Raw genomic sequence first — 19,557 nt, forward strand, 5'->3', positions numbered from 1 at the left:
GACGTGCTTGCGCGCCACGGGGTCGTACTTGCGCAGGACCATCCGGTCCGGATCGTTCCGGCGGTTCTTCTTGGTCACGTACGTGTAGCCGGTGCCCGCGGTGGACCGCAGCTTGATGACCGGCCGGACGTCGGTGCTCTTCGCCATTACAGCTTCACCCCCTTCGCCTTCAGCTCGGCGACGACGGCCTCGATGCCGCGCTTGTCGATCGTCTTCATGCCCTTGGCGGAGACACGCAGCCGCACCCAGCGGCCTTCACCGGGCACGAAGTAGCGACGGTTCTGCAGGTTCGGCTCCCACCGCCGGGACGTGCGGCGGTGGGAGTGCGAGACCTGCTTGCCGTAGCCCGGCTTGCGGCCGGTGACCTGGCAGACGGCGGACAAGGACCCTCCTGAGTTGATAGTGATTTTCATTGTCATCTACTCTACGCACCGTACCCCGCCCGTATTCCTGGAGCCGCAGTGACCCCTCACCCCCGCGTTCCGCTCGTCCTCGTCAGCGGGCTCGCCGCCGGCCCGAACGCCGAGCTGGCCGAACTGCTGCGCGCGACGGCGCCCGGCACCGCCGTCGTCCACCACGACCTGCGCGAGATCCGCTCCGGCGTCGTCCGCCGCCGGCTGCGGCTCGGCGAGCGCGACGAGCTGACCGTGCTCGAGCTGGCCCACGGCTGCGTGTCGTGCACCCTGCGGGAAGACCTGCTCCCGTTGCTGCGGCGGCTGGCCCGGCGCCCGGAGGTGACCCGGATCGTCGTCCGGCTCGACGAGGCCATGGAGCCGGAGCCGGTGAGCTGGGCGATCCGGAACGTCCTGGTCGGCGGCCACCCGGTGAGCGACGACGTCGACCTGCGGGCCGTCCTCACCGTCGTCGACTGCGCGACCTGGCTCGCCGACGCGACCGGCGACGACGAGCTCGCCGACCGGAACCTGCAGGGCAGCCCCGAGGACGAACGGACGGTCGCCCAGGTCGCGCTGTCGCAGGTGGAGTTCGCCGACGTCCTCGTGCTGGCCGGCGCGGCCACCGACGCGTGGAGCGCCGCGAAGGCGTCCGCGGTGCTCGACCGGGTGGCGCCGTCCATCCCCCGGGTCGAGCTCGCCCGGGTCGACGGCCACCGCGTGCTCGACGCGGTCCCGGCGGACGCCCGGCGCGGCGAGGTCACCGACATGCACGGCGCGCTGCTGCGCGGCGAACCGCCCCTGCACGACGACTGCGGCATCGCCCTGCTCACCTTCACCGCGCGGCGGCCGTTCCACCCGGAACGGCTGCACGACGCGCTCGACGTGCTGCTCGACGGCGTCGTCCGCACCCGCGGGCGCGCGTGGGTGGCCAGCCGGCCCGACGTCGCGTTCTGGATCGAGTCGGCGGGCGGCGGGCTGGGCCTCGGCCACGCCGGGCCGTGGCTCGCGTCGCCGGACGGTCCGGAGTGGACGGACGTCTCCCCCGAGCGCCGCACGCTGGCGTCCCTGCGCTGGGACCCGGTGCACGGCGACCGGGCCCAGGAGCTCGTCGTCGTCACCGACCAGGCGACGCCCGACGAGGTCGCGGCCGCCCTGCGCGGGGCGCTGCTCACCGACCCGGAGCTCGCCGAAGGCCCCGAAGCCTGGCTGCGCTACCCCGACCCGTTCGGCGACTGGCACGAAGAACCGTGCGAGGACACCGAAACCGACCCGGCGCGGCACGACGCGACCGCGGCGAACCGAAAGGAAGAAGCATGAAGACCGGCATCCACCCCGACTACCACCCCGTGGTGTTCAAGGACTCGTCGACCGGCGACGCCTTCCTGACCCGCTCCACCATCACCTCCGAGCGGGGCACCCGCTGATGGCCGTCCCCAAGCGCAAGACGTCTCGCAGCAACACGCGGTCCCGGCGGGCTCAGTGGAAGGCCGCCGTGCCCGACCTGGTGCCGATCAAGGTCGACGGCAAGGTCCAGCTCGTCCCGCGCCGGCTGATGAAGCACTTCCACTCGTGAGCGTTCCGGTCACGGTCTTGTCCGGCTTCCTCGGCGCGGGCAAGACGACACTGCTCAACCACATCCTCGCCGACAAGGCGGGACTGCGGGTCGCGGTGATCGTCAACGACATGAGCGAGGTCAACATCGACGCCGCCCTGGTCCGGTCGCAGGAGCGCCTCGTGGAACTGACCAACGGGTGCATCTGCTGCACCCTCCGGGAAGACCTCCTGGAGGAGGTCGCGGCGCTGTGCGCGGACGATCGCTTCGACCACGTGCTCATCGAGTCCAGCGGCATCTCCGAACCGATGCCGGTGGCCGCGACGTTCACGTTCCTGGACACGGTCGCCCACCTCGACACGATGGTGACCGTGGTGGACGCGGCGAACTTCGCCCGCGAGCTGGCGGCCGGCGACTCCCTGGCGGAGCGCCGGCTGGACCAGTACGAGGACGACGAACGGACGGTCAGCGACCTGCTGGTCGACCAGGTCGAGTTCGCCGACGTCCTGCTGCTGAACAAGACGGACCTGGTCACCGATACCGACCGGCTGGTGGCGACGCTGCGACGGCTCAACCCGGGCGCTGATGTCGTCACGGGCCGCTTCGGGCAGGTGCCGCTGGAGCGGGTCTTCGGAACCGGCCGGTACGACGCCGTCCGGGCGCAGGAGGCGCCGGGCTGGGTGGCCGAGCTGAACGGCGACCACGTCCCGGAGACCGAGGAGTACGGCATCTCCAGCGTGGTGTTCCGCGCTTCCCGGCCGTTCGACCCCGCCCGGCTGTGGGATTTCGTCACGCGGCGGTTGGATTCCGGCGAATTCGGAACGGTGCTGCGGTCGAAAGGGTTCTTCGCGCTGGCGTCCCGGCCCGGGGTGAGCGGGCTGTGGTCGCAGGCGGGCACGGTGGCCCGGTTCGAACCCCAGGGCGTGGCGGCCGAACCGCGGCAGGAGCTGGTGTTCATCGGCATCGACCTGGCGGGCGACGCCCTCCTGGCGGCGCTTCGGGACTGCCTCGGCGAGGTCGCCACGGGACCGGACCCGTTCCCGGAATGGGAGCCGGTCCAAATCCATTGACCGCGGCGGAAGAATGACGGCATGGACGGGCGGGGATATCTGGAGAAACTGATTTCCGACGGTCTGGGCGCAGGCCGGGGGCAGCCGGAGGGCGGCAGGCGAAGTTCTCTCGATCGGCAGAAGATCCGCGGGGTGGCGATCGGCCTGGTGGCCGCGGGGGCTCTGCGGCAGGAGGACGCCGACCGGATCCTCGCCGACCTCGACGTGACCTTGCAACGGTCCGGCCGGCTCACGGTCGTGCACGCGGAGGCCTCGGCCTCGACGGCGATTTCGACCGGCGGCGAGGCGGTGGCCAGGCGCGTGGGGACCGAGCGACCCGAGTGGCGGCAGGCGATCGAAGAACCGCCGGCACCGGTGCTGCGGCAGGTGGTTTCGCTGGCAGGTCGCGTCCTCGAGGTCGGCGAGCTCACGGCGGACCTGGTGAGCCTGGAGGTGTGGTCGACGTTCGTCGTCCTGACCCTTGCGCACGGTGGCGTCGATCCGCGCCGGGTGCGCGAGCACTTCGCCCTGCGGACCCACTGGCGCGGCTGGGACGACGCCGGAACCCAGTACCGGGGCGGCGGGGGTGGCGGGTCCGGATCGCACGGCCTGCTCGTGGAGCGGCGCACGTTCGAACCCGGACCGCCGGCGGAGGCCCGGGTGCTGACCCTGGCCGTCGAGTCCTCCGGCGGACAGGCCACCGTCGTGATCCCGCTCGGCTGAACGGGTCAGTGGTCGTCGTAGTGGTCCTCGTGGGTCGCGTGGCGGTGCCCGTCGTGCAGGTAGTCGACGTGGTCGCCGTGGGGCACCGCCACGTGGCCGCAGCCGTCGCCGTGGGCGTGGTCGTGGCCGGTGTGCGGCACGTGGCCGGCGATTTCGCACTCGTCGAAGTGGCCGTCGTGGGCCCGGTGCAGGTGCCCTTCGTGCACGTAGTCGATGTGGTCGCCGTGCGGGACCGCCGCGTGCCCACAGCCCTCGCGGTGGACGTGGTCGTGGCCGGCGTGCTCGACGTGCAGGATGGTCATCGGGGGGTCCCTTTCCAGGCGTGTCCATTTCGGACGGTAACACCGCGGCCCGGCCACGGCCCGGGCGAAACCTCCCGGCTCACCCGATAGCGGCGCCGGTGCCCGAGTTGATCAACCCAGGTTTATCAGTCTAGGTTGACGATCGTGACCGACGAGGAGCTCCTCCAGGCGAGCGCCGACCTGCGCGTCGCGCTCGGCCGGCTGATCCGGCGGCTGCGCCAGGGCTACGTCGCCGGCGAACCGACCCTGCCCGAACGCTCGGTCCTGTCCCGCCTCGACCGCGAAGGCCCGGCGACCCCGGGCTGTCTCGCCGGCCTCGAACGCGTCAAACCGCAGGCCATGGGCGTCACCCTCGCCGGGCTGGTCGAACGCGGGCTGGTCGAGCGGCGCAGGGACGACTCCGACGGCCGCAAGGTGCTGATGTCGGTCACCGAAGCCGGCGTCAAGCTGCTCACCGACCGGCGCTCGCAGACCACCCGGCAGATGGCGGCCGCGCTGGCCGGGGAGTTCACCGAGGCCGAGCAGCGCGCGCTGCTCGCGGCCATCCCGCTGATCGAGCGGCTGGCGGCCGAGCTGTGAGCTACAAGTGGGTCGCCCTGTCGAACACCACGCTCGGCGTGCTGATGTCCGCACTCGACGGCTCGATCGTCATCATCTCGCTGCCGGCGATCTTCCGCGGCATCGGGCTCGACCCGCTCGCCCCGGGCAACATCGGCTACCTGCTCTGGATGATCCTCGGCTACCTGCTGGTCCAGGCCGTGCTGGTGGTGACGCTCGGGCGGCTCGGCGACATGTTCGGCCGCGTCAAGATGTACAACCTCGGGTTCGTCGTGTTCAGCGCCGCGTCGGTCGCCCTGTCGTTCGACCCGTTCCACGCCGGGGCCGGGGCGCTCTGGCTGATCGGCTGGCGGGTCGTGCAGGCCGTCGGCGGGTCGATGCTGACGGCGAACTCGGCGGCCATCCTCACCGACGCCTTCCCGGCGCGCCAGCGCGGGATGGCGCTGGGCGTCAACCAGATCACCGCGCTGGCCGGGCAGTTCCTCGGCCTGGTCGTCGGCGGGCTGCTGGCCGAGATCGACTGGCGCGCGGTGTTCTGGGTGAGCGTGCCCTTCGGCCTGCTCGGCACGATCTGGTCGATCCGCAGCCTCCGCGAGGTCGGGACGCCGCAGCGCGCGAAGGTCGACTGGGGTGGCAACGTCACCTTCGCGGCCGGGACCGCGCTGGTCCTCGCCGCGATCACCTACGGCATCCAGCCCCACGGCGGTGCCGCCACCGGCTGGGGCAACCCCTGGGTCCTGGGCGGGATCGGCGCCGGCGTGCTGCTGCTCCTGCTGTTCGGCGTCATCGAGACCCGCGTCGCCGCGCCGATGTTCCAGCTGAGCCTGTTCAAGATCCGCGCTTTCGCCGCCGGCAACATCGCCGCGTTGCTGACTTCGGTCGCCCGTGGTGGCATGCAGTTCATGCTCATCATCTGGCTGCAGGGGATCTGGCTGCCCCTGCACGGCTACGACTACGAGCGGACGCCCCTGTGGGCGGGCATCCACCTGCTGCCGCTGACCGTCGGGTTCCTCATCGCCGGGCCGGTGTCCGGCTACCTGTCCGACCGGTTCGGCGCCCGGCCGCTGGCCACCGGCGGCCTGCTGCTGGTCGCCGCGGCGTTCCTCGGCCTCCTGGCGCTGCCGGTGGACTTCGCCTACCCGGCGTTCGCCGCCCTGCTCGTGCTGAGCGGCGTCGGCCAGGGCATGTTCGCCGCGCCCAACACCTCGGCGATCATGAGCAGCGTCCCGACCGAGCAGCGCGGCGTCGCCTCCGGCATGCGGGCGACGTTCCAGAACTCCGGGACGTCGCTGTCTATCGGCGTGTTCTTCTCCCTGATGATCGCCGGGCTGGCCACGTCGCTGCCGCAGACGCTGACGGGCGGCCTGCAGGCCCACGGCGTCCCGGCGCCGGTCGCCGACGGTGTCGCGCAGCTGCCGCCGGTCAGCACGCTGTTCGCCGCGTTCCTCGGCAGCAACCCGATCGGCCACCTGCTCGGCCCGGACGTCCTTTCCGGACTGGCGCCGGCCGACCGGACGGCCCTCACCGGCGGCGAGTTCTTCCCCCGGCTGGTCTCCGGCCCGTTCCACCACGGCCTGGTGGTCGTGTTCACCGCGGCCGCGGCGATGGCCGTCGTCGCCGCGATCGCGTCCGCTTCGCGCGGCGCACGGTACGTCCACCCTCTCGAGGAAGCGAAGGAGAACCACCGATGACCGACGAGATCATCGCCGGAACCGTCACCATCACCGGCCACGGCGGGGACGAGCTCGAGGCCTACCTGGCCAAACCGACCGACGAGACCCCGCGTGGCGGCGTCGTGGTGATCCACCACCTGCCCGGCTACGACGCGGCGACGAAGGAGATGGTCCGCCGCTTCGCCGTCGAGGGCTACAACGCGCTCTGCCCGAACCTGTACACGCGGGAAGCGCCGGGCGCGGACCCCGACGACGCGGCCGCGACGGTCCGCGCGGCGGGCGGCGTCCCGGACGACCGCCTGGTCGGTGACGTCTCGGGCGCGGCGGACTACCTGCGCGCGCTGGAGAACGCGAACGGCCGCGTCGGCGTCATCGGGCACTGTTCCGGGGGCCGCCACGCGTTCCTGGCGGCCTGTTCCCTGGAACTCGACGCGGCGGTGGACTGCTACGGCGCGTTCGTCGTCAACGACCCGCCGGAGGCCATGAAGCAGATGAAGCCGCTGCTCGGCCTGACGCCCCAGCTGTCCTGTCCGCTGCTGGGCATCTTCGGCGCCGACGACCAGTTCCCCGGCCCGGACGAGGTGGCCGTGCTGGCGGCCGAGCTGGAAAAGCACGGCAAGGAGCACGAGTTCCACACCTACGCCGACGCCGGCCACGCGTTCTTCGCCGTCGACCGCCCGAGCTACCGCCCCGAAGCCGCGAAGGACGGCTGGGAACGCATCCTCGGCTTCTACGCCCGCACGCTCACCGCCTGAGAGGACTCGCCATGTGCACTTACCTGACGGAAAAGTTCGCGCTCGAAGGCAGCGGCAAGGGCGCCCGCGGCTGGTTCCGGCTGAACGAAGGCACCGTGTACGTCGACCACCCGGTGCACGCGCCCTACGCGCACACGGTGAACATCGACTTCCGCAACCCGGCCCTGGGCGCGTCGGCGCGGGTCGCGTTGGAGCTGACCGAAGAGGACGCGCTCGCCTGGGGGCCCGCTATCCCGGCCGGGTTAATGCCCGCCCGGCCGGGGTGGGTCCCCCGCACCCTGTACCCAGTGGTGTGGGGTCGGGGGGGGGTGACCCCGCCATCCCACCCACGACGGCGTGTAGAGGGCGCCCAGGAACTCGAGCAGCAACCGCTCCCGCAATGGCGCCGGTGCCGTGGCGAGGAGCGCGTTGATCGGCGCCATGCGGTCCGGCAGCCCCGAAGCGCCGCCCAGGCCCGCCGCCGCGAGGAGGCCCGCGAACTGCTCCGGCGTCAGCGTCGCCGGGTCGAGCGCCGCGACGAACTCCGCCACCGCCGCGTCGACGACCACCGGGCCCGCCGACCTGGCCGCGTCCACCGACGCGGCCAGGTCGGTCAGGAACTCCTTCTCGCTGCCGTGGTTGGCCGCCGTCACCGTCAGGTGCAGGTTCGCCGGGGAACTCAGGTGCGCGAACTGCGGCTGGACGTACCAGCCGCGCGCCTTCATCTCGTCGGCCACCGTGAACAGGTCGAAGCCGTCGTCGCCGGTGAACGCGATCAGCGTCGAGACCGGGTCGCCCAGAACCCGCAGGCCCGGTAGTTCCTCGATGCCGGAACGGATCCGGGACACCGCCTCACGCGCGGCGGACGCCAGCTTCAGGTAGCCGTCGGAACCGAGGTGGTTCACCACCGCCCACGCCGCCGCCAAGGGCCCGCCCGACCGCGTGCTCTGGATGGTCGTGTTCAGCATCGTGTACCCCGGCCAGGCCGCGCTCGCGAAGTAGTGCGTGCGCCGCAGTTCCGCCGAGGCGTGCAGCAGCACCGACGTCCCCTTCGGGCAGTACGCGTACTTGTGCAGGTCCACCGAAATGCTCGTGACGCCGGGGACGCGGAAGTCGAACGGCGGGACGTCCGCGCCGAGGCGGGCGAAGTACGGCAGCACCCAGCCGCCGATGCAGGCGTCGACGTGCATCCGGACGCCGCGCTCGTGCGCCGCCGCCGCGATCCCGGGCACCGGGTCGAGCACGCCGTGGGCGTACGACGGCGCACTCGCCACGACCAGGACCGTCGAGTCGTCGATCGCCGCGGCCATCGCCGCCGGGTCGGCGCGGAAGGTCACCGGGTCGACCGGGACGTCGATGCGACGCAGCCCGAACAGGTGGGCCGCCTTGTGGAACGCCGCGTGCGCGGTCGTCGGGAGCACGATCGACGGCGCCGCGATCCCGGGGTGCGCGTCCCGGGCGGCGAGCACCGCCAGCAAGCACGACTCCGTGCCGCCGGAGGTCACCGAACCGACCACGCCCGGGACGTCGCCGAGCAGCGCGGAGGCCGCGGCGACGAGGTCGTTCTCCATCCGCAGCAGGCTCGGGAACGCCGTCGGATCCAGGCCGTTGGCCGACGACGCGAGCGCGTGCGCGGCCGCGCCCAGGGAGTCCACTTCGGACAGGCCGCTGTCGTAGACGTAGGCCAGCGTCCGGCCGCCGTGCGTCGGCAGGTCGCCCGCGCGCAGCTCTCGCAGCGCCGCGAGGACGCCCTCAGGCGAGTTCATGGCGCGGTTCCAGCACCTTGCGCCGCAGCAGCGGCAGGGCCAGCGCGATCAGCACGCCGGGGACGATCGACGCCCCGACGAGGATCGCCACGATCGCGCTGTGCGGCTGGTTCGCCGTCGCGTCGGTGCTCGACACGTACCCGCCGGCGGCGAGGATGATCGCCCACAGGCCGCCGCCGAAGGCCAGCCCCAGCGTCTCCCCCGCGGTCCACACGCCCGCCGCGATCCCCGCCCGGGTCTCGCCGGTGCGCTCCTCCTCGGCGGTGATCAGGTCGGGCAGGATGGCCAGCGGGAACACCGAAATCCCCGCGTAGCCGATCCCGCACAGCGCCACGAAGACGAACGTGACGACCAGCGGGATCTCCCGGGCGAAGACCAGGCCGAGCAGGCCGATCGCGAAGGCCGCCGTGGCCAGGCGGAAGCCGTTCAGCTTGCCCACCCGATCGCCCAGCCGGGGCCACAGCGGCATGGTGACCAGCGCCGGGCCGACGAAGATGACGAACAGGATCGTCCCGTAGCCCTCGTCGCCGAGGATGCGCTGGGCGAAGAACGGGATCGCGGCGAGCACCGTGCCGATGCCGAGCGCCTGGATGAAGTACGTGCCGAGCAGCCAGCGGAACGGCCGCCAGCCGGCGAGCGTGCGGACCAGCTCCTTCAGGTTCACGGTGTTCGGCCGCAGGGAACCGACCGGCGCGTCCTTGAGCCCGAAGTACACCAGCAGCGTCGCGGCCAGCACGATCAGGCCGATCACCACGGCCATCACCCGGTAGCCGGCGACGCCGTCGATCGCCGCGGTGATCGCCGGGGCGCCACCGCCGCAGATCAGGATCGTCACGGCCAGCACGCCGATGCGGACGCTGGTCAGCTTCGTGCGTTCGGTCGCCGACTCGGTCAGCTCGGCGGGCAGCGCGTTGAACGGCACCTGGAACAGCGCGTACGCCGTCGCGCAGAGGGCGAAGGTGATCGCCACGTACAGCGCGTCCGGCAGCGGGGTCCCGAAGCCGGGGTGGGCGAACATCGCCGCGAACAGGATCGCGACGCCGACGCCGCCGATCAGCAGGAAGCGGCGCCGGCTGCCGGTCTTGATCAGGTCCGCGTCGGACAGCCGGCCGGCGACCGGGTTGAAGAAGAAGTCCCAGGCCTTGGGGACGAAGACGATCGCGGCGGCCCAGCCCGCGGGCACGCCCATGGTGTCGGTCAGGTACTTGACCAGCACGAGGCCGGGGACCGTGCCGAAGGACCCGGTGACGAACGAGCCGAGCGAATAGCGGAACCTCGTCCGGCCGGACAGCGTCGCCATGGTCCTCCTCGAAAACGGCGTACCGGGTGCAGGCCATGAGTATTCGATCTCGGCGCGCACCCGGTAGTGGTCGAGGGGAATCGTGCCATCGTCGTGACCAAGGCCACGACCGGGGCCCGCCGGTCAGCGAAGAGCGCGGGCGATCTTCTCCAGCGTCGCGGCGTCACCGCGCAGGAGCAGCTGGGTGACCACGGTGTCCTCCCAGGCCTTCAGCTCTTCGCGGATCTTCTCCGGCGGCCCGATCAGCGAGGTGTCCTCGACCAGCGACGTCGGGATCGCCGCGGCCGCCTCCTCCTTGCGGCCGGCGAGGAAGAGCTCCTGGACCTCGTCGGCCACGTCGCCGTAGCCGAGCCGCGCGTACACGTCGTGGTGGAAGTTCACGCTCTTCGCGCCCATCCCGCCGATGTACAACGCCAGCGACGGCTTGATCCAGCTCGCCGCCTCTTCGACGTCGTCGTGCACGATCACCGGCAGCGAGCACGGCACCTCGAACGTGGCGAAGGTGTGCCGCGCGCCCGGCCGCGAAAAGCCTTCTTCGAGCGCCGCCTTGTAGAAGTCGTTGCTCTTGGGCGAGAAGAACAGCGGGAGCCAGCCGTCGCCGATCTCCGCCGCGAGGGCCACGTTCTTGGGGCCTTCGGCGGCGAGGTGGATCGGGATGTCCTTGCGCAGCGGGTGCACCGTCGGCTTCAGCGGCTTGCCGAGCCCGGTGCCGCCCTTGAACGGCAGCTGGAAGTGGTCGCCGTCGAGGGTCACCGGCGCCTCGCGGGCGATCACCTGCCGGACGATGTTCACGTACTCCCGGGTCCGCGCGAGGGGCTTCGGGTACGGCTGGCCGTACCAGCCTTCGACGACCTGCGGGCCGGACGCGCCGAGCCCGAGCACCATCCGGCCGCCGGAGAGGTGGTCGAGGGTCAGCGCGCTCATCGCCGTCGCCGTCGGCGTCCGCGCGGCCATCTGGACGATGTTCGTGCCGAGCCGGATCCGGCTGGTGGAAGCGCCGTACCAGGCCAGCGGCGTGAACGCGTCCGAGCCGTAGGCCTCCGCCGTCCACACCGAGTCGAAGCCGAGCTCCTCGGCCTTGAGGACGGCTTCCAGCGCACCCGGGGTCGGGCCGCTCTGCCAGTACCCGACGTGGAATCCCAGCTTCACGAATGCCTCCTAGACGTTCGGCGCGTAGTGCTCGGGCTTGCCCCGCTCGGACAGCGGCGGCAGGTTCCTTCGTGGAGTCTCGACCAGGGGCGCGTCCACGGCCACCTCCCCGCGCTCGCGGCGCCAGCCTGCGCGGGCTCGCGGGTGGTAGCGGCGGTCGTGCGGGACGAGCTTGAACACGGTGCCGACCAGCTTGCCGAACCGCCGGTGCCGCCGGGCGTCGCGCTCGGTCCAGCGGAAGCCGAGCAGGTCGCGGACCTCGCGGTCGTACAGCCCGATCGTCAGCCACACGAAGTTGCGCGCGATCACCCGCTGGACCGGCCGCCACAGCGCGTCCGGCAGCCGGGGCAGGAACGGCGGCTTGCCGAGCCCGCGGATGTCCAGGACGTCCCGGGTGGCCTTGTTGTCTTCCAGGACGTCGGTGCACATGTGCTTCCAGTAGCGCTGGAAGTCTTCCCAGCTCTCCGGCACGGGCCGCATGGTCATGTCGTACATCCGCCACCACTGGACGTGCTCGTCGAACAGCCGCCGCTTTTCGGCTTCGCCGATGCCGCCCATGAAGTGGTCGGCGATCAGGATCGTGCTGACGAAGAACGTCGCGTGCGCCCAGTAGTAGGTGTCGGGGTCGAGCGCGTGGTACCGGCGGCCCTGCGCGTCGACGCCCTTGATGCGGTCGTGGTAGCCGCGGACTTCGAGGGCGGTCGCGTGGGCGCGCGGGCCGTCGTAGACCACGCCGCCGATCGGGTAGAGCGAACGGAACAGCCGCTGCCAGCGCTCTTCGAAGAACCGCGAGTGCTGCTCGACGCCGGCGCCGAGGCCGGGGTGCATGTTCTGCATGGAGCCGGCCCACAGGCCGATCAGCAGGCCGCGCCAGTCGCCGAAGTACTTCCACGTCAGCGAGTCGGGACCCAGCGGCTGGGGGTCTTCCCGGGTCATCGGCGCACTCCTCGTCGAGTCTCAAACTGACTACGGCTGTTGTCAGGCTAGGATCTGACAACAGTTGTAGTCAACCGAGGAGCTGTGATGCCGGGCCGGACCTGGGCGGGCACGACGCTGGACGACCGGAAGGCGCTCCGGCGCGAGCAGCTCGTGGCGGCCGGCCTGGAGCTGCTGGGCACCGAAGGCTCGGCCGGGACGAGCGTCCGCGCGGTGTGCCGGCGCGCGAAGCTGACCGAGCGCTACTTCTACGAAAGCTTCGCCGACCGCGAAGAGCTCGTCGCGGCCGTGTACGAGCACGTCGGCGAGCAGGCGCGGCAGGCGCTCGTCGACGCGGTGCGGGACGCCCCCACGCCCGTTCTGCGGGCCGAGAACGCCGTGCGCGCCTTCGTCGAGCTGATCGTCGACGACCCCCGCAAGGGCCGGGTCCTGCTGCTCGCACCGCTCACCGACCCCGCGCTGACCCGCCGCGGCCTGCACCTGCTGCCGGTCTTCGCCGCGCTGGTCGGCGAGCAGCTCACCCACGGCGACGAGACCGAACGCCGGATGGTCGCCGTCGGGCTGGTCGGCGCGCTGACCAACGTCTTCGTCGCCTACCTCGACGGCTCGCTGAAGGTCTCGCGCGAGCGGCTCGTCGCGCACTGCGTGAAACTCGTCCTCGGCGCCGACGGCCACTGACCCACCTCCCTTGCCCGACCTGCTGACAGTCGCGCGGCGGATCGGGCACACTCAACCCATGCGTACCGCTGGGCGGAACGACGGCGCGAGCGGCGACGGCCTCGTCGCGGCCCGGCTCGCCGCGCTCCTGGAAGCCTTCCGGCCCGGTGACGAGACCCTCGGCGTCTCCGAACTGGCCCGCCGGACCGGGCTGGCGAAGACGACCGTGCACCGGCTCGTCGGGCACCTGGCCGAGACCGGCCTGGTCGAACGCGAGGCAGGCGCGGTGCGGCTCGGGCTGCGCCTGTTCGAGGTCGGCCAGCTGGCCTCTCCCCGGCGCGGCCTGGTCGAGGCGGCCCGGCCGTACCTGGCCGACCTTCGCGAGGCCACGCGCAACACCGTCCACCTCGCCATCCTCGAAGGCACCGAAGTGGTGTACCTCGACGTGCTGCGCGGGCCGGACGCGCCGACGCTGCCCTCGCGCATCGGCGGCCGGTTCCCCGCGCACGCCACCGGCGTCGGCAAGGCGATCCTCGCGTTCTCCCCGGAACCGGTGGTGACCCAGGTGATCGACGCCGGGCTGCCGCGGATGAGCGCGCGGACGATCACCGCGCCGGGCCTGCTCCGCCGTCAGCTCACCCGCGTCCGGGAAGACGGGATCGCCTTGGAGCGCGAGGAATCCGGCGTCGGCGTGGTGTGCGCGGCCAGCCCGCTGCTCGACGCCCGCGGCGTCGCGGTGGCCGCGGTGTCGATCTCCGGCTGGGCCAACCGGATGCGGACCGAACGCGTCGCCCCGGCCGTCCGGACGGTCGCGCTCGCGTTGACCCGGACGCTCTCGGGTTCCACTCCGGACAGTCGAAGATAATCCTGCCGGGCAACGGTTTTCCGGCGAATGAGCCGTCCGTGGTCCCGGTCGGGACCGGTCGGCACCACCCGCTACGATCCGTGCAATGGTCCAGCACCGCCCGGTCCCCGCCGCGCACCGGTTGCTGTCGCTCGACATCGTGCTCGCGCTGCTGGCGCTGGCCGGCGGGCTGCGCGTGCTCTACCTGGCCGCCCCCGAGCCGGGCCTGCCCACGGAGGCGGCCACGGTCGCCCACGCCTACGCGCTCGGCACGCTGACGTCGTTCGCCGACGCGGGCGGCGCCGGGGCGAGCCCGTTCGGCTGGCTGCAGCTGGCGGCGGCCACGATGGTCTCGGACGCGTTCGGCCGCTCGGCCACGGCGCTGGCCGCCGTCCGCGAGACCGTGCTGGCCGCGGCGCTCGTGAGCGCGGTACTGACGTGGGTCCTGGCGCGCCGCCTGGGCCTGACCCGCTGGGCGTCCGCGGCGGCGGTGCTGCTCCTCGCGGCGTCCCCGCTGGCGCTCGGGGTGCAGCGGCTGGTCGTCGTGGAGCACCTGGCGGTGGCCTGGGCGCTGGGGGCACTGGTCCTGATCACCCGCCCGGGCGCCCGCATCCGCCACGACACGGCGGCGGCGGGGTGCCTGCTGGCGGCGGTGCTCACGTCCCCGTTGGCGCTGTTCTTCCTGCCCGCGGCGGGCTGGTTGCTGGCGCGCCGCGCACCGGTGCGCGCGGCATGGGTGGCGGTGTTGCTGAACCTGGGCCTGGGCATCGCGTTCGGCCCGGCGGCGGCGGTCCTCCGCCCCCACCTGGCGGCGGCGACCCGCCCATCGGTGGCCGACTGGGCGGCGCTGGACCCGGCGTGGGTGGCGCTGTCGGCGGCCGCGCTCCTGGCGGGACTGGCGGTCAAGAAGGTGCGGCCATTGGCGGCGACGGGGGTGCTGCTCGCGGCAACACTGCTGGTGCCGGGCGTGCCGTCGACCGCCGTGCTGGCGCTGTTGCTGCCGGTGACACCGTTGCTGCTGGCGGCAATCGCCCAGGCAGCGACCCGGCGGCGCTCGGAGCCTCGCCACGCAAGCACGCACGGAAGCACGAGCGGCCGCACCCGGCCCGAACCGGCCGGCGCCACCCACACCGCCACCCCGCATCCCGCCCACCCCGGCCGCATCGCTCGCCGCCGGGTCGTGGCCGGGGTTGGCGGTGGGGTGCTCGCCGCGGCACTTGCCGTCAGCTGGGGTGGCGGGTACCCCGCCCTCCGGGCGACCGTCGATCGCGGTGGGCCGCTCGCCGCCGCGCGCGATTGGCTGCGGGGCAACGCTTCCGGGTCGCGGCTGCTCGTCGATGACGCCGCCTGGGCCGAACTCGCGAACGCCGGCTGGCCGACCGGCCTGCTCGCGCCGCCCGCCGCCTGCTCCGTCACCTGCCCGCCCGCCGAGTGGGGCGTCTTCGGGAGGGACGAAACCACCCTCCGGAAGCACTACCCGGCCCTGGACGGCGCCTTCGCCGGCGCCGGCGCGACCGCTGTGTTCGGCTCCGGTGACACCCGGGTCACCGTCTGGCGGCTCGGGCTCCCGCCGGCCGATCCCGCCGCGCCGCCGGAAGCTCCGATCCGGGCCCACGCCGGCGAAGCCCTGACCGCGTCGGCCCGGATCGCGCTGAGCTCCGAAGCCGCCGCCGTGCTGCGCGAAGGCTGCGCCGACCCGCGGCTCATCGCGACGATCGCCGCGCTCGCCGCCATCCAGCCCGTGGGGGTCGCCGCCTTTCCCGAGGTCCCCGGCGAGGACGCCGCCGGGCAGCCGCGCCGCCGGGTCCTGCTCACCGGCCGCGAAGACGGCACCACCGCCTTCTACACCGGCCAGCGCGACCTCTTCCGCCCGGCCTCGGTCGTCCGCACCGCCGGCGGCGTGCTCGTCACCTACCCGCTGTTCGCGCCACCCGGCCTCCTCCCGCTGACTCGGTAGATTCGGGGCATGGGGCCGGAACGGCGGGTCGTCATCGCCGCCTACGACCAGGTGCAGATCCTCGACGTGGCCTGCCCGAGCGGCGCGCTGGAACTGGCGAACTCGCACGGCGCCGCGCCGCCGTACCGGGTCGAGCTGGCCACCGTGTCCGGGCAGGGCGCGCGCAGCTCGGCGGGGATCGTGCTCGCCGGCGCCCGGCGGCTGGCCGCGATCACCGGGCCGCTGGACACGCTGATGGTCGTGGGCGGGGCGGGGACGCGCGCGGCCGTCCTGGACGAGCCGCTGCTGGCCCAGATCCGCCGCCTCGCCGGGCGGAGCCGCCGGATCGCCTCGGTGTGCACGGGCACGTTCGTGCTCGCCGCGGCCGGGTTGCTCGACGGGCGGCGGGTCACCACGCACTGGGGCTACGGCGAGCTGCTCGCGGCCGCGTTCCCCGCCGTGACCGTCGATCCCGCGCCGCTGTACCTGCGCGACGGCAACATCTACACCTCGGCCGGGGTCACCAGCGCGCTCGACCTGACCCTCGCGCTCGTCGAAGACGACCACGGCCCGACGCTGGCCCGCGAAGTCGCCCGCGAGCTCGTGACCTACCTGCACCGCCCCGCCGACCAGGCCCAGATCAGCATGTTCCTCGCCGCGCCGTCGCCGGGGAACCGGACCGTGCGGGACCTGCTCGGGTACATCGCCGGCCACCTGGACGCGGACCTGAGCCCGCCGGCGCTGGCGGCCAGGGCGGGGGTCACCGCACGGCACCTGGCCCGGCTGTTCGCCACCCACGTCGGCACCACCCCCGCCCGTGCGGTGCGCACCGTGCGCACCGAAGCCGCCGCGTACCTGGTGCGGGGCAGCGAACTGCCGCTCGCCACCGTCGCCCGCCGGTGCGGGTTCGGCTCGGCCGAGACGCTGCGGCAGGCGTTCCTCGACCACTACGGCGTCACCGGGGACACGCTTCGCAGGATGACGGACATCCCGCGGCTCCCGGGCGCGGCGGCTGTCCAGACTCCGGGGGCATGACCACCACACAGACGACCCGCCGGACCGTGCTGGGCGGGCTGGCCGCGGCCGCGGCGCTGGCGCTCCCGGCCGCGACCGGCACCGCGGCCGCCGCCGGAGGCCGGCCCGGCCCGAAGATCGGCATCCTGCTCTACGACGGCTTCAGCCTGCTCGACCCGACCGGTCCGGCGGAACTGCTGTCCCGGCTCCCGGGCGCGACGGTCACCATGATCGGCGAGCGCCGCGGCCCGGTGCGCACCGACACCGGGCGGACGGCCGTCTTCGCCGACCGCGCGGTGTCCGAAGTGGACCGCCTCGACGTCCTGCTGGTGCCCGGGGCGGGCAACCGCGGCACGGTCGCGGCGATGGGCAACCCGGTGCTGCTGGACTGGATCCGCCGCGTCGACCGCCACACGACCTGGACGACGTCGGTGTGCACCGGCGCCCTGATCCTCGGCGCGGCGGGCCTGCTGCGCGAGCGGGCCACCACGTACTGGGCGTCGGCGGACTACCTGGAAGCCACGTTCGGCGTCGAGTACGTGCCGGAGCGGTACGTGCAGGTCGGCAAGGTGATCACCGCGGCGGGTGTCTCGGCGGGCATCGACCTGGCCCTGTTCCTGGCCGCCGAGCTGGCCGGCGAGGAGGTCGCCCGCGCGGTCCAGCTGGCCGTCGAGTACGACCCGCGGCCGCCGTTCGACTCGGGCGACGCGGCGGCGGCGAGCCCGCAGCTCAAGGAGCTGGCGTTGCGGCTGCTCGCCGAATCACAGAAGTAGCGCCGGTGGTGCGGGGTGCCGCCCCGCACCACCGCTACAGCGCGGCGACGTTGCGCTCCGGGTGGGCCGGCCGGTGCAGCGCCGGGACATCGGCCAGCAGGCCGCGCCGGGCCAGTTCCGGCCGGACGCCGTCGCCGAACCAGTACGCCTCCTCCAGGTGCGGGTAGCCCGACAGCACGAACTCCGTGACGCCGATCGAGTGGTACTCCTCGATCAGGTCCGCGACCTCCTCGTGGCTGCCGACCAGCGCGGTCCCCGCACCGCCGCGGACGAGGCCGACGCCGGCCCACAGGTTCGGGTGGATCTCCAGCCCGCGGACGCCGCCGCCGGTCCGGCCACCGTGCAGCGCCACCATCCGCTGCTGGCCCACCGACTCGCTCGCGGCCAGCTGCGCCTGCGCCTTCGCGACCTGTTCCGGGCTGAGCGCGTCGAGCAGCTTCTGCGCCTCCGCCCAGGCCTCGGCCGAGGTGTCGCGCGAGATCGTGTGCAGCCGGACGCCGAACCGGATCGGCCGGTCCCCGGCCAGCGCCCGCACTTTGCCGATCTTCTCGGCGACCTGGGCGGGCGGCTCGCCCCAGGTCAGGTAGACGTCGGCGTGCCGGGCCGCGACCGGCAGCGCGGCCGGTGACGAGCCGCCGAAGTAGATCGGCGGCACCGGGTCCGGCGCGGCGAGGGTCGTCGCGCCTTCGACCCGCAGGTGCTCACCTTCGAAGCTGAACGGCTCGCCGGACCAGACCCCGCGCACGATGGTCAGGAACTCGTCCGTGCGGGCGTACCGGGCGTCGTGGTCGTGCCAGTCGCCGAAGCGGCGCTGCTCGACCGCGTCACCGCCGGTGACGATGTTGAGCAGCACCCGGCCGCCCGAGAGTCTTTGGAAAGTCCCCGCCATCTGCGCGGCCAGGGTCGGTGAGATGACGCCGGGCCGGAAGGCGACCAGGAACTTGAGCCGGGTCGTCTCCCGGATCAGCGCGGCCGTGGTGAGCCAGGCGTCCTCGCACCAGGTGCCGGTCGGCGTCAGGACGCCCTCGAAACCCTGCCGCTCGGCGGCGCGGGCGACCTGGGCCAGGTAGTCCAGATCCGGGTCGCGCTGGGCGGCCGGGCCCGCGGACCGGTTGGCGTGGAAGCGTTCCACGATCGTGCGGCCGTCCCCGCTGGTGGGCAGGAACCAGTGCAGCCTGATGCTCATCCGTTGCTCCTCGCCTGATCCAGGTCGGGACCGAACCGCCGGTCGACGAAGGCGGCGAAGTCCACCTTGCCCGGCAGCGTCTTCTCGTCGGTGAAGGCGTCCGCGAGCTGCTGTTCGGACGCCACCACGGAGTCGTCGAGCACGATCGGCAGGTCGCGGCCCGCTTCGACGGCCTTCCGCGCGACCTCGAGCTTCAGCCCGGTCTCAGTGGCCCACGCCTGCGCCCACTCTTCGCGGTGCGTGTCGGCCCACTTCTGCGCCTTGACCACGCGCACCGCGAAGTCGCGCAACGCGGAGTTCTTGCCGGGGTCGCCGAGCGCCGCCGCGCTCGCGGTCAGGAAGCCCAGGCCGTTCGACGCGCCCCGGCCGTCGGCCAGCACCCGCGCGTGGGCCTCGATCTGCGCCTGCGCGGTGTAGGGGTCCCAGATCGCCCAGGCGTCGATGGTGCGTTGCGTGAACGCCGCGTACGCCTCGGACGGCTGCAGGAAGCTCAGCTTGACGTCCTTCGTGGACAATCCGTTGTTGTGCAGCGTGTTCAGCAGCTGCCCGTGCGCCGAGGTGCCCTTGGCGACGCCGATCGTCTTGCCCTTGAGCGAAGCGACGTTCTGCAGCGGCGAGTCCGGCGGCACGAGCACGGCTTCCCGCTCGACGTTGCTGCGCGACACGCTGATCACCTTGATCTTCGCCTTCGCGGCGGCCGCGAAGATCGGCGGCGTGTTGCCGACGCGCCCGGTGTCGATCGCGCCGGCCGAGGCGGCTTCGAGCAGGGGCGGGCCCGACGTGAATGTCGCCCACTCGATCTTGTACGGCGTCCCCTGCAGCAGGTTCGCCGCGGTGAGCAGGGACTTCACGCCACCCTTCTGGTCGCCCACCTTGAGCGTCACCTTCGCCAGGTCGGCCGCGCTCACCGCGGCCGGCACCGCGGTGGGGCCGTCGCCGGTCGCCCGGCCCCACGCCGACACCGCGCGATCGGCCGCAACCGCCAGTATTACCAAAAGCCACATAGAAGA

At 72.9% G+C, this 19,557-nt stretch carries 21 protein-coding genes and 2 pseudogenes; 14 read left to right on the forward strand and 9 right to left on the reverse strand.

Annotation, left to right across the window (positions count from 1 at the left end):
* Both rpmG and rpmB read right to left on the reverse strand, forming a co-directional pair.
* The coding region (gene rpmG, locus ACFVYA_RS44270) for a 50S ribosomal protein L33 (protein ID WP_387053897.1) at positions 1 to 147 on the reverse strand (147 nt) is incomplete at its 3' end.
* Positions 147 to 383 (reverse strand): 50S ribosomal protein L28, encoded by a 237-nt coding sequence (gene rpmB / locus ACFVYA_RS44275; RefSeq protein WP_360181174.1) that lies wholly within the window; start codon positions 381 to 383, stop codon positions 147 to 149. The genes rpmB and rpmG, both read right to left, overlap by 1 nt.
* A 78-nt stretch (positions 384 to 461) precedes the next feature.
* On the opposite strand from rpmB, the gene mrf reads away from it, so the two are divergent.
* The 5 genes and pseudogenes from mrf (at position 462) to ACFVYA_RS44300 (ending at position 3,719) form a co-directional block, all read left to right on the forward strand.
* On the forward strand, positions 462 to 1,712 hold the full coding sequence (gene mrf, locus ACFVYA_RS44280) for a ribosome hibernation factor-recruiting GTPase MRF (protein WP_387053868.1): 1,251 nt from the start codon (positions 462 to 464) through the stop codon (positions 1,710 to 1,712).
* Positions 1,709 to 1,807, forward strand: a pseudogene (locus ACFVYA_RS44285) (50S ribosomal protein L31); the annotation flags it as partial. The gene mrf and the pseudogene ACFVYA_RS44285, both read left to right, overlap by 4 nt.
* A gap of 11 nt (positions 1,808 to 1,818) precedes the next feature.
* Positions 1,819 to 1,968 (forward strand): 50S ribosomal protein L32, encoded by a 150-nt coding sequence (rpmF, locus tag ACFVYA_RS44290; protein ID WP_387053871.1) that lies wholly within the window; start codon positions 1,819 to 1,821, stop codon positions 1,966 to 1,968.
* A complete protein-coding gene (locus ACFVYA_RS44295) occupies positions 1,965 to 3,017 on the forward strand; it encodes a GTP-binding protein (protein WP_387053873.1) in 1,053 nt (350 codons plus the stop codon). The genes rpmF and ACFVYA_RS44295 overlap by 4 nt, the downstream gene beginning before the upstream one ends.
* 21 nt (positions 3,018 to 3,038) lie before the next feature.
* Positions 3,039 to 3,719, forward strand: a complete 681-nt coding sequence (locus ACFVYA_RS44300) for a hypothetical protein (protein ID WP_387053875.1) — start codon at positions 3,039 to 3,041, stop codon at positions 3,717 to 3,719.
* 5 nt (positions 3,720 to 3,724) lie between these two features.
* Here ACFVYA_RS44300 and ACFVYA_RS44305 read toward each other — a convergent pair whose 3' ends face one another.
* Positions 3,725 to 4,021: a hypothetical protein gene (locus tag ACFVYA_RS44305; RefSeq protein ID WP_285992158.1), complete on the reverse strand. Its 297-nt coding sequence runs from the start codon at positions 4,019 to 4,021 to the stop codon at positions 3,725 to 3,727.
* 144 nt (positions 4,022 to 4,165) lie between these two features.
* On the opposite strand from ACFVYA_RS44305, the gene ACFVYA_RS44310 reads away from it, so the two are divergent.
* The 4 genes and pseudogenes from ACFVYA_RS44310 to ACFVYA_RS44325 form a co-directional block, all read left to right on the forward strand.
* Positions 4,166 to 4,600: a MarR family winged helix-turn-helix transcriptional regulator gene (locus tag ACFVYA_RS44310; protein ID WP_285992159.1), complete on the forward strand. Its 435-nt coding sequence runs from the start codon at positions 4,166 to 4,168 to the stop codon at positions 4,598 to 4,600.
* Positions 4,597 to 6,270, forward strand: coding sequence for an MFS transporter (locus ACFVYA_RS44315; protein WP_387053878.1), 1,674 nt, complete (start codon positions 4,597 to 4,599; stop codon positions 6,268 to 6,270). The genes ACFVYA_RS44310 and ACFVYA_RS44315 overlap by 4 nt, the downstream gene beginning before the upstream one ends.
* Positions 6,267 to 7,007, forward strand: a complete 741-nt coding sequence (locus ACFVYA_RS44320) for a dienelactone hydrolase family protein (RefSeq protein ID WP_387053880.1) — start codon at positions 6,267 to 6,269, stop codon at positions 7,005 to 7,007. The genes ACFVYA_RS44315 and ACFVYA_RS44320 overlap by 4 nt, the downstream gene beginning before the upstream one ends.
* Before the next feature lie 11 nt (positions 7,008 to 7,018).
* Positions 7,019 to 7,282 (forward strand): annotated as a pseudogene (locus ACFVYA_RS44325) (DUF6295 family protein); the annotation flags it as partial.
* Here ACFVYA_RS44325 and ACFVYA_RS44330 read toward each other — a convergent pair.
* The 4 genes from ACFVYA_RS44330 to ACFVYA_RS44345 form a co-directional block, all read right to left on the reverse strand.
* The gene (locus tag ACFVYA_RS44330) at positions 7,250 to 8,752 is read right to left on the reverse strand and encodes a pyridoxal phosphate-dependent decarboxylase family protein (RefSeq protein WP_387053882.1); all 1,503 of its coding nucleotides are present in this window, start codon (positions 8,750 to 8,752) and stop codon (positions 7,250 to 7,252) included. The pseudogene ACFVYA_RS44325 and the gene ACFVYA_RS44330 overlap by 33 nt on opposite strands.
* A complete protein-coding gene (locus ACFVYA_RS44335) occupies positions 8,739 to 10,052 on the reverse strand; it encodes an MFS transporter (RefSeq protein WP_387053884.1) in 1,314 nt (437 codons plus the stop codon). Before ACFVYA_RS44335 ends, ACFVYA_RS44330 begins: the two co-directional genes overlap by 14 nt.
* 123 nt (positions 10,053 to 10,175) lie before the next feature.
* Positions 10,176 to 11,201, reverse strand: a complete 1,026-nt coding sequence (locus ACFVYA_RS44340) for an LLM class F420-dependent oxidoreductase (RefSeq protein WP_387053886.1) — start codon at positions 11,199 to 11,201, stop codon at positions 10,176 to 10,178.
* Positions 11,202 to 11,210: 9 nt separating this feature from the next.
* Positions 11,211 to 12,137: an oxygenase MpaB family protein gene (locus ACFVYA_RS44345; protein ID WP_285992166.1), complete on the reverse strand. Its 927-nt coding sequence runs from the start codon at positions 12,135 to 12,137 to the stop codon at positions 11,211 to 11,213.
* An 87-nt stretch (positions 12,138 to 12,224) separates the two neighbouring features.
* Here ACFVYA_RS44345 and ACFVYA_RS44350 point away from each other — a divergent pair, with 87 nt between their 5' ends.
* The 5 genes from ACFVYA_RS44350 to ACFVYA_RS44370 all read left to right on the forward strand — a co-directional run bounded on the left by ACFVYA_RS44350 (position 12,225) and on the right by ACFVYA_RS44370 (position 17,361).
* Positions 12,225 to 12,815 (forward strand): TetR/AcrR family transcriptional regulator, encoded by a 591-nt coding sequence (locus ACFVYA_RS44350; protein ID WP_285992167.1) that lies wholly within the window; start codon positions 12,225 to 12,227, stop codon positions 12,813 to 12,815.
* Between the two features lie 58 nt (positions 12,816 to 12,873).
* Complete coding sequence (locus ACFVYA_RS44355) at positions 12,874 to 13,659, forward strand: IclR family transcriptional regulator (protein ID WP_387053889.1); 786 nt, start codon at positions 12,874 to 12,876, stop codon at positions 13,657 to 13,659.
* Positions 13,660 to 13,744: 85 nt separating this feature from the next.
* On the forward strand, positions 13,745 to 15,595 hold the full coding sequence (locus ACFVYA_RS44360; protein WP_387053891.1) for a glycosyl transferase: 1,851 nt from the start codon (positions 13,745 to 13,747) through the stop codon (positions 15,593 to 15,595).
* Between the two features lie 9 nt (positions 15,596 to 15,604).
* Positions 15,605 to 16,609, forward strand: coding sequence for a GlxA family transcriptional regulator (locus tag ACFVYA_RS44365; protein ID WP_387053893.1), 1,005 nt, complete (start codon positions 15,605 to 15,607; stop codon positions 16,607 to 16,609).
* The gene (locus tag ACFVYA_RS44370; RefSeq protein WP_387053895.1) at positions 16,606 to 17,361 is read left to right on the forward strand and encodes a DJ-1/PfpI family protein; all 756 of its coding nucleotides are present in this window, start codon (positions 16,606 to 16,608) and stop codon (positions 17,359 to 17,361) included. The genes ACFVYA_RS44365 and ACFVYA_RS44370 overlap by 4 nt, the downstream gene beginning before the upstream one ends.
* A gap of 34 nt (positions 17,362 to 17,395) precedes the next feature.
* Here the strand turns inward: ACFVYA_RS44370 and ACFVYA_RS44375 are convergent, their stop codons facing one another.
* Together ACFVYA_RS44375 and ACFVYA_RS44380 are read right to left on the reverse strand one after the other, a co-directional pair.
* A complete protein-coding gene (locus ACFVYA_RS44375; protein WP_285992172.1) occupies positions 17,396 to 18,547 on the reverse strand; it encodes an LLM class flavin-dependent oxidoreductase in 1,152 nt (383 codons plus the stop codon).
* Complete coding sequence (locus ACFVYA_RS44380) at positions 18,544 to 19,551, reverse strand: ABC transporter substrate-binding protein (protein ID WP_387053898.1); 1,008 nt, start codon at positions 19,549 to 19,551, stop codon at positions 18,544 to 18,546. The genes ACFVYA_RS44375 and ACFVYA_RS44380 overlap by 4 nt, the downstream gene beginning before the upstream one ends.
* Between the last annotated feature and the right edge of the window lie 6 nt (positions 19,552 to 19,557).

Source organism: Amycolatopsis sp. NPDC058278 (assembly GCF_042881395.1).
Taxonomy (GTDB): domain Bacteria; phylum Actinomycetota; class Actinomycetes; order Mycobacteriales; family Pseudonocardiaceae; genus Amycolatopsis.

Bases quoted from the DNA above. Each gene is read 5' to 3' on its own strand.
- rpmF (WP_387053871.1), top strand. From the start codon at position 1,819: ATGGCCGTCCCCAAGCGCAAGACGTCTCGCAGCAACACGCGGTCCCGG.
- ACFVYA_RS44300 (WP_387053875.1), top strand. From the start codon at position 3,039: ATGGACGGGCGGGGATATCTGGAGAAACTGATTTCCGACGGTCTGGGC.
- ACFVYA_RS44305 (WP_285992158.1), bottom strand. From the start codon at position 4,021: ATGACCATCCTGCACGTCGAGCACGCCGGCCACGACCACGTCCACCGC.
- ACFVYA_RS44320 (WP_387053880.1), top strand. From the start codon at position 6,267: ATGACCGACGAGATCATCGCCGGAACCGTCACCATCACCGGCCACGGC.
- ACFVYA_RS44330 (WP_387053882.1), bottom strand. From the start codon at position 8,752: ATGAACTCGCCTGAGGGCGTCCTCGCGGCGCTGCGAGAGCTGCGCGCG.
- ACFVYA_RS44335 (WP_387053884.1), bottom strand. From the start codon at position 10,052: ATGGCGACGCTGTCCGGCCGGACGAGGTTCCGCTATTCGCTCGGCTCG.
- ACFVYA_RS44345 (WP_285992166.1), bottom strand. From the start codon at position 12,137: ATGACCCGGGAAGACCCCCAGCCGCTGGGTCCCGACTCGCTGACGTGG.
- ACFVYA_RS44350 (WP_285992167.1), top strand. From the start codon at position 12,225: ATGCCGGGCCGGACCTGGGCGGGCACGACGCTGGACGACCGGAAGGCG.
- ACFVYA_RS44355 (WP_387053889.1), top strand. From the start codon at position 12,874: ATGCGTACCGCTGGGCGGAACGACGGCGCGAGCGGCGACGGCCTCGTC.
- ACFVYA_RS44360 (WP_387053891.1), top strand. From the start codon at position 13,745: ATGGTCCAGCACCGCCCGGTCCCCGCCGCGCACCGGTTGCTGTCGCTC.
- ACFVYA_RS44365 (WP_387053893.1), top strand. From the start codon at position 15,605: ATGGGGCCGGAACGGCGGGTCGTCATCGCCGCCTACGACCAGGTGCAG.
- ACFVYA_RS44370 (WP_387053895.1), top strand. From the start codon at position 16,606: ATGACCACCACACAGACGACCCGCCGGACCGTGCTGGGCGGGCTGGCC.
- ACFVYA_RS44375 (WP_285992172.1), bottom strand. From the start codon at position 18,547: ATGAGCATCAGGCTGCACTGGTTCCTGCCCACCAGCGGGGACGGCCGC.
- ACFVYA_RS44380 (WP_387053898.1), bottom strand. From the start codon at position 19,551: ATGTGGCTTTTGGTAATACTGGCGGTTGCGGCCGATCGCGCGGTGTCG.